Origin of the sequence: Iodobacter sp. BJB302, from assembly GCF_002735645.1 — a bacterium.
In the GTDB taxonomy this organism is placed as follows: Bacteria; Pseudomonadota; Gammaproteobacteria; order Burkholderiales; family Chitinibacteraceae; genus Iodobacter.
On sequence record NZ_PDZG01000117.1, the window covers coordinates 1 to 7,100 of the forward strand.

The window sequence follows — 7,100 nt, forward strand, 5'->3', positions numbered from 1 at the left end:
CAAGCATTTTGCTTAAAATGGCATCTTTACGAGCCTTGGGAATACGCGACATGATAAGTAACCAGCCCCCTGAGTAAGTTGGAATCCCTGAAAAGGGAGTATCTCAACTATCCTGACACAGGGGGCATATACCACTCTGCTATTTTAAAAATGAAAGCGTTATTTTAATTTTTACCAGACATTTATCGCTATTAAAAAGCGATTTTGACTAAATGGTGGCAATCTAAAAAATAGCGATCTAAGTTAGGTGCGCTGAATATAGAGTTAATCCTACCCACTCCTGCCCAGTTTAGTACCTGTCTGATTTGTTTTGCTTAGTTTGGAAGGCACAATGGGTGCTTAGTGTGAATGTGCTGTGACAGAGCGATTTTTTTGTCTAGAGATGGGGTCCTCACTAAGCTCGCTGGTGCAATAAACGATCGGGTTTAATGTGCAATTAATTAACTAAATAAATTAGGGCAATTCGTGAGTTTTACTTTCAAAGCCTTGTCTGGTCCGTTGAACGGGGTGGAGTTTTCTCTTGGCCGCGAGGCCTATTGTATTTGTGTCGGGGCGAAGGGAGAGGAGGATGCCCAGTTGGCTGCTAGTTTGGCGCTGACTGAACGCACCTTGTTTGTGCTGGCTAGTGCACCGCAAATTAATTTCTCGCTGCATTTGGATGAAGATCTCGCTGGGGATGCTTTTAACGCTACGGTGTATCACCCGGCACAACATGAAAAAATTCAGCTTAAATACAATGAAATACAGGCGGTTGGGGGCTTGCGCTTTGCAATTAAGCGTTCTGACGAACTGTGGTGTGATGAAGTATTGCAAGGGAATGGCCCGCAATTGCTTGTTGCTGAAGCTGCGGCTCAGCCTAGCAAGCTTGCTTGTTCGCCTACAACGGGCATACGACGTTTAGGCTGGGTGTGGTGGGGCTTGGTATTGCTTATTCTTCTTTTGTTGGGTGGTGGTGCGCTGGCCTGGAATGCCCAATCATCAACTCCCAAAGTTGAGAATATCCATAAAATTTTACATGGTTCGAGCAATGCCTACACGGTGAGCCTCGGGCGTGATCAGACATATACCGTGTTTGCACAGACTGAGCGTGACGCATTATGGGCTCGCCAAGCTTTGATGCGCAGTAGCTTGCACACGGCTTGGCGAGTAACCACAGCTGTGGATGAACGAAGGCGTCTGAGCCCTTTACTGGAACGCGAAGGGGTTATGTTTTTTACCTTGCGCTTTCAAGCCCCGTTGCAGCCCACTATATTATTGAGTAGTACTCGTATGGGTAATGACGCCAGCACTCAGGCACGAGTACGTAGTTTGCTTATGCAGATCATGCCTTATGCCGAGCAAGTGAGTATGGAGTGGCATAGCGACGCAGCTGTTGCGGAGGCCGCACAAGATAGTCTTAAACGGATAGGTCTTGAATATCGTCTACAGCAAGGTAAAAAAGAGATCGGGTTAGTGAGCTCAGTGTATGCAGGTGATGTACGTCTGGCTGAGTTTAAGCGTGTCACTGAAGCGTTTTACGCTACCTGGGGTGATCGCTATGTTCATTTTAATGCTGAATTACGTGATGACTGGCTTAAGGATAAGTCATTTAAATATGGCCAAGAAGGTTATGTGCGCATGAGTCCCTCGCACTGGCTAATTGGGGAGCCAGTGGGCTATTCAAGTTAGAAACATGGTTTTTTAATTACGAGAATAATGACCGCCGTTTTTGATTCAGATGATTAGTTCAAATTTGGCCCTATGTTCGGGTGAGGAGGGGCTTTCTCTCTGAGCGTCCTTTATTTAACGTGCCTTATTAATTTATTTGGAGTCCTGGAAATAGTAATTTCTAATTTTGGTCATCGTGGAGTGATTTTAAACAGTCATGCTATAGCTGAGGTCACTACTAAAAATGTTAATACGGAAGAGGGCCTGTATAGTGAATTGGCTAATTTTTTTTTAGAGAATGTAGTTGCCCTTGAAGCAGAAGCTTTGAAGGAAATGAATGAGAAATTAATTCAAGATGTATATAAAAAAACGTACATGAAACGTTTTGCGAGTTTAAAGCTCAGTTATCCTATCGGGCCTGAGTTTTATATTGCAGAGTACCTCTCAAAAGAGGTCGTTGCAAATAATGTGATTTCTGGAATAAATACAATTCAGCTCACAGATGTGAGCGGGATATTTTCTGAGCGCCCTTTGTTTGGCACGTCTTATTAATTTTATTGGAGTAATAGATATGGCAATTCCTAATTTTGGTCACAGTGGATTGATTTCAAATAGCCAAGCAATGGCAGAGGTCGCCATTGAGAATGGTAAAATCGCCACAAAACCAGGTGCTGAATTGGCTGAGTATTTTACAAAAAATGCACCGGTAATTGAAGATGAGGCTTTGAAGGAGGTGAAAAAGCGAGAGGCGAAGGTAGGCGTAGATACTTATAAAACAGCTTATGATAAATCTTTGGTTGCCGCTGGGGCGCCGACACCTCAGGCAATTGCTGCGGCAGATGTTGCGGGTAGGAAGGCTGTTAAAGATCTCACTGATTATGGCGAAGTGGTAATGTCTGTCAAAAGCTCACTTGTTATGTCTTTTCAAGGTGCCGCGTGGAGTGGTTTTGTTGATACGCTGTCTGCTGGTTTTAATGAGGGAGTGCAAAACCTTAATAATGCGCTACATGCAGCGACAGCAGGGTTGCAAAACGATCCTACCGACCCATCCAAACTTGCCAAAGTACAATCTGCGCTGAGCGAATATACGATTTACCGTAACTCGCAATCCAATATGAGCAAGGCATTTAAAGATATTGCCTCCTCTGCTGCGCAAAACTTACGCTAGTGTTCGGTTGTGGTGTATGCCTGCTATTTATCTAGCATGGTGTCTCTCAAATTTTTTATTAAGGAAAAATCATGGCAATGCCTAATTTTGGCCATTCAGGCCTAGTCTCTAATGTTGAAGCAGGTGTTAATGCTGGCAATGGTGCCAAATGGGCTGGGTTTGTTGATCAGCTATCAGGTGAGTTTAATTCTGGTGTAAAGGATTTAAACGCAGCACTTAGCTCCGCGCTCAAGGAGCTTACAGCGAACCCGACTGATCCATCTTTGTTGGCGAAAGTGCAATCGTCTTTGAGTGAATACACGATTTATCGTAATGCACAATCCAATGCTTCTAAGGCATTTAAGGATATCGCTGCGGGTACTGTGCAAAACTTCCGCTAATACAATGTTTTAAATGTATGACGGATGTTGTTGAACGGTAGGAAAATTTACGTACTCCCCGTTTTGCGCTGGGGGGTGTGGCTTATGTAACCTGTGGAGGGTATTGATCCATAACAAGGTCGACCCCATCCATTTTATAAGTAAAAAATACAATGAATATAGTACCTATTTCACCTGTATCGATGTCGCTTGATAGCAGTATGTCTATTGCTGAGCCCAGTATGGGCTTGGCTGAGCGTGCTAGCCAAGCCTTTGCCCGTATGAGTGTGGATGCTGATGTGCGTCGTGGCGCGGTGACTGATGGCATCAATAGTGCTGCTGTGACTAATCCTGCGCAACTCTATGAAATGCAAATGGCGATTGCTAATTACACTCTCGATATTTCACTAGCCAGTACGCTGGCTCGTAAGGCGGTGAGTACTGTTGAAACGCTGGTAAAGGCACAGTAATGTTTAATTGTTTACGTGCCTGCTTGTTGGCGTGTTGTGTGCTGTTGGCGGGCTGTGAGCAAGAGCTATTAAAATCTCTGGATCAGCGCCAGGCCAATGAGGTGTTGGCTGTCTTGCAGCAGGCTAATATAGCAGCAAATAAAAAAGATGTGGGCAAGCTTGGATATACCATTTTGGTAGATGAAAAAGATTTTAGTGCTGCAGTTGATCTGCTTAAAACGCGAGATTTGCCATCAAAGGCACGCATTGAAATCAGCCAGTTATTCCCTGCCGAATCACTCGTTTCTTCCCCTCGGGCTGAAAAAGCGCGTCTGTATTCAGCCATTGAGCAGCGTCTTGAGCAATCTTTGCTTACGATGCCCGAGATTGTTTCTGCGCGCCTGCATTTGAGTTATGACGTGGAAGGGGCGGATACACGTAAGCAAGCTGGCGGAGTGCATTTATCAGCCTTGGTGATTTACCAAAATGATGTGAATGAATCCTTATTGATTAATGAAATTAAGCGATTTCTGAAAAATAGTTTTCAAACTGTAAATTACGATGATATTTCTGTGGTGCTTGCTAAAAAGCCGATTGCTCAGCATTCCTCTCCTTTGGTGAAAGCAGCGCTCTCGCCTTGGTTGTTGGGGGGGCTTTGCGTACTTTTTCTCGGTTTAATTGGTGTAGTTCTAACACTGTGCTGGATTAAATTCGGACGGCGCTTATACCCGTCGAAGCGGGAAACGCAGGGATGAAGCAGTTATTAAATGTGCTTTATGCGCCCGCTGATTATATTCATCCGCAACGCTTTAAATCTTTAGATAGTTTCCATGGCTCCGCTCAGCAGCAGCTATTAAATTCGCATTTACTAGCCCATTTTGGGCTGTGTAGTAATTTGCCCGCTGCTGCTACAACAAGTTTACTAACACGTACATTGGTGAGTAATTGGAGGCATTTAAGAACTGCGGCTACTTTGCTTGGTTGTAAGCTTGGGCGGGCTGATTTTGTGCGCAGTGGGCAATTGGCCTCACTTAGCTTGATGCAGCAGCGTTATTTAGGATTGCCAATCATTACTCCTCAAATAGCACTCCCTGATCAAGGCTGCGCGCAAACCCGTGCGCAAGCACTTGGGGCAAGTTATTTGCAGTTGTTTGTGCCGCAATTACCCAGGCCGCTTGCGCAGAGACTGCCATTGCTGTTTGCACCAGAGCAGCTCAATATTGCTATGCCGCCCGGCCTTGAGCCTAACTACACTTTACTGAATTTTGCCATCGATTATGCCAAGACAAATTACTCTTAATCCACATAGTCACATTCAGCAGGATGTGCTTATACGGCGCTGTCAGCTGATCGATAGTGAACGTAGTCATGCAACCTTAAGTGAGGCTCGGGCACGTGCTAGCAGCATATTGCGTGAGGCCAGTGCACAAGCTCAGGCGATTTATCAGGCGGCCTATGCCGATGGATTTAGTACGGGCTTGGCACAGAGTCTGCGCGAGGTTCATGCGCATTTGCAGGGTAGTGTTCAGTTGCAAGCAGATATTGAAAGCAGCATCAAGGATGATCTGCGTAAGGCTCTGAGTGATGCTTTGGATGTGCCTTCTTTGCTATTGCAACTTTTGGAAGACTGGCTAAGCAAAGCGCCTAGGGTTACCTCGCTCCGTATTGTTTTACCCCAGCGAGGCAAAGCTCAAGCTCTTCAAATGGCGCGGCGGGTAAAGGAAGTGTTGGGGTTTGAACCTTGTATGCAAATCGATACGGGTGAGCGTTTTATGCTTGAATATGGTGAGCATGTACAGGAGTTTTCGCCCGTGCATGTGTTGAATGAGATGGATAATAAACTCAAGCAAACCTTAGAATGTTTGAGGCTAAAAGAGCGTTGTGAAGCGCTTAGGGTGAAGTCGACGCAAGCTTGGTTGTGTCAGTTAGAGGAACAAGGTGCTCCTCAATTCGCGGAGGGAGAATCCCATGCCAGGATTTAAAATTATGCCGATAAGCTCCCAGTCTTCGTCTATGCAATCTATGCCAAGCGGTATTCAAGACCTTGCTGGTCGTGCGGCTGCTTGTTTGGCAAATGTGGAGCAGCCCGCTTCTGGTATTCACATTGGCTCCGCAGACAAAACGGGCGATGTGCGTAGCACCATCAAGACAGAGGGGCCGAAGCAGATTTTACATAAGGAACTTTATGCAGAATTAGAAAGCCAATTTGCTGCGGCAACGAAGCTCGGGCGACAGCTCACTTTTAACGAGATGATCAGCTACGCAAAGTTGATGCGCGGGGCGGATGGACAGCTTGCTTTTCCCCGTAATGCTGATTTGCAAGCCGCGTTTGCATTTTGTAAGGGGAGTGCTAAGGCGGGTGATGGGCAGAAGGAGCCCATGACACCGTTGGAAAGTTTATTTCTTGGGGCATGTACCCAATTAACAGCGACAGCCTACTTTTTTGACCGTTTCTCTGACATGACTTTTTTTCCGGATGAAGACAATGGGGGGGCTAAGCTGGAGTCTGATTGGTAAGTGCTTTTTCAGGAGAATTTATATTGTTTTTTATCAGTAAAGTTATGTTTTTTGTATTAATGTTTTGGGGTAGTCCGCTAGTACATGCAGGGATTTTTGCCTATGTGGATGAGAATGGGCAATTAAGCCTTAGCGCTGAGGGGGCGGATTCACGCTTTAAACGCTTCAATCCCCACAAAACGTACCGCTCAAGTATTGTTGAATCAAAGCGCTCTGTAAAAGTAATTAAGCTTTCTGAGCAGAAACGTCAGCTATTTCCCATTATTGATGCAATTGCACAAGAAGAAGGTGTGGATCCGCGTTTATTGCATGCGGTTATTAGGGTTGAATCGCAGTACGATCCAGAGGCTCGCTCGCCTAAAGGAGCGCTCGGTTTAATGCAATTAATTCCTGCCACTGCCAGTCGTTTTGGAGCGAGTGATGCATTGGATCCGAGGGCGAATGTGCGTGCAGGAGCGCGTTACCTTAAATGGCTAAATAATGCCTTTCTAGCTGATTTATCATTAGTCTTGGCTGCTTATAATGCCGGTGAAGGAGCGGTTCGTAAATATGGCAACGCGATTCCACCTTATCCGGAGACCCAAGCTTATGTACGCAAGGTGCGATCCTTTTTGTAGCATTAGTTGGTTTTTTTATTGATGTTATGTTGTCATAATCGATTAATAAAATTGAATCGATTATTTTATGAAGTTTATTTATTAATTTATTTTCAGGGAGTTCGTTGTTGTGATTAATTATTCAAATGTTCAATGGAATAGGGGGGGCAATGAATTATTGTGCTCACGTAAAGATGTAGATTCAATTAAGTCCACTTTGGATGAAAATAAAAAAAATGTAAGCGCCTAGCCCTCCCATCTAAACGCCCTTTCCTTTTTTCGTCATGCTGAGGTTTTTATCAAGCAGGAGGATTTATGGGGGATTTGCAGACGCGGCGCGGGGAGTGGCTACTGCGCGTGGCTC

10 protein-coding genes are annotated in these 7,100 nt (G+C 45.1%); all 10 read left to right on the forward strand.

Annotation, left to right across the window (positions count from 1 at the left end; genetic code table 11):
• Positions 1 to 465 precede the first annotated feature (465 nt).
• The 10 genes from CSQ88_RS21425 (at position 466) to CSQ88_RS21470 (ending at position 6,757) form a co-directional block, all read left to right on the forward strand.
• The gene (locus tag CSQ88_RS21425; protein WP_099400096.1) at positions 466 to 1,668 is read left to right on the forward strand and encodes a PrgH/EprH family type III secretion apparatus protein; all 1,203 of its coding nucleotides are present in this window, start codon (positions 466 to 468) and stop codon (positions 1,666 to 1,668) included.
• Positions 1,669 to 1,848: 180 nt separating this feature from the next.
• Entirely contained in the window at positions 1,849 to 2,199 is a 351-nt protein-coding gene (locus tag CSQ88_RS21430) for a hypothetical protein (RefSeq protein ID WP_099400097.1), read from the forward strand.
• 19 nt (positions 2,200 to 2,218) lie between these two features.
• The gene (sctF, locus tag CSQ88_RS23515) at positions 2,219 to 2,815 is read left to right on the forward strand and encodes a type III secretion system needle filament subunit SctF (protein WP_257212711.1); all 597 of its coding nucleotides are present in this window, start codon (positions 2,219 to 2,221) and stop codon (positions 2,813 to 2,815) included.
• A 71-nt stretch (positions 2,816 to 2,886) separates the two neighbouring features.
• Positions 2,887 to 3,195, forward strand: coding sequence for a type III secretion system needle filament subunit SctF (gene sctF, locus CSQ88_RS21440; RefSeq protein WP_233702878.1), 309 nt, complete (start codon positions 2,887 to 2,889; stop codon positions 3,193 to 3,195).
• A 152-nt stretch (positions 3,196 to 3,347) separates the two neighbouring features.
• Positions 3,348 to 3,644, forward strand: coding sequence for a type III secretion system inner rod subunit SctI (sctI, locus tag CSQ88_RS21445; RefSeq protein WP_143449552.1), 297 nt, complete (start codon positions 3,348 to 3,350; stop codon positions 3,642 to 3,644).
• Positions 3,644 to 4,378, forward strand: a complete 735-nt coding sequence (locus tag CSQ88_RS21450) for an EscJ/YscJ/HrcJ family type III secretion inner membrane ring protein (RefSeq protein WP_099400098.1) — start codon at positions 3,644 to 3,646, stop codon at positions 4,376 to 4,378. The genes sctI and CSQ88_RS21450 overlap by 1 nt, the downstream gene beginning before the upstream one ends.
• Positions 4,375 to 4,923, forward strand: coding sequence for a hypothetical protein (locus CSQ88_RS21455; protein ID WP_099400099.1), 549 nt, complete (start codon positions 4,375 to 4,377; stop codon positions 4,921 to 4,923). The genes CSQ88_RS21450 and CSQ88_RS21455 overlap by 4 nt, the downstream gene beginning before the upstream one ends.
• Positions 4,901 to 5,605, forward strand: coding sequence for an HrpE/YscL family type III secretion apparatus protein (locus CSQ88_RS21460; protein WP_099400100.1), 705 nt, complete (start codon positions 4,901 to 4,903; stop codon positions 5,603 to 5,605). Before CSQ88_RS21455 ends, CSQ88_RS21460 begins: the two co-directional genes overlap by 23 nt.
• Positions 5,592 to 6,140: a hypothetical protein gene (locus CSQ88_RS21465; protein WP_143449553.1), complete on the forward strand. Its 549-nt coding sequence runs from the start codon at positions 5,592 to 5,594 to the stop codon at positions 6,138 to 6,140. Before CSQ88_RS21460 ends, CSQ88_RS21465 begins: the two co-directional genes overlap by 14 nt.
• Complete coding sequence (locus CSQ88_RS21470; protein WP_257212712.1) at positions 6,134 to 6,757, forward strand: lytic transglycosylase domain-containing protein; 624 nt, start codon at positions 6,134 to 6,136, stop codon at positions 6,755 to 6,757. The genes CSQ88_RS21465 and CSQ88_RS21470 overlap by 7 nt, the downstream gene beginning before the upstream one ends.
• The last annotated feature ends 343 nt before the right edge of the window (positions 6,758 to 7,100 follow it).

Coding starts and splice junctions, on each gene's coding strand:
- sctF (WP_257212711.1), top strand. CDS start 2,219: ATGGCAATTCCTAATTTTGGTCACAGTGGATTGATTTCAAATAGCCAA.
- sctF (WP_233702878.1), top strand. CDS start 2,887: ATGGCAATGCCTAATTTTGGCCATTCAGGCCTAGTCTCTAATGTTGAA.
- sctI (WP_143449552.1), top strand. CDS start 3,348: ATGAATATAGTACCTATTTCACCTGTATCGATGTCGCTTGATAGCAGT.
- CSQ88_RS21450 (WP_099400098.1), top strand. CDS start 3,644: ATGTTTAATTGTTTACGTGCCTGCTTGTTGGCGTGTTGTGTGCTGTTG.
- CSQ88_RS21455 (WP_099400099.1), top strand. CDS start 4,375: ATGAAGCAGTTATTAAATGTGCTTTATGCGCCCGCTGATTATATTCAT.
- CSQ88_RS21460 (WP_099400100.1), top strand. CDS start 4,901: ATGCCAAGACAAATTACTCTTAATCCACATAGTCACATTCAGCAGGAT.
- CSQ88_RS21465 (WP_143449553.1), top strand. CDS start 5,592: ATGCCAGGATTTAAAATTATGCCGATAAGCTCCCAGTCTTCGTCTATG.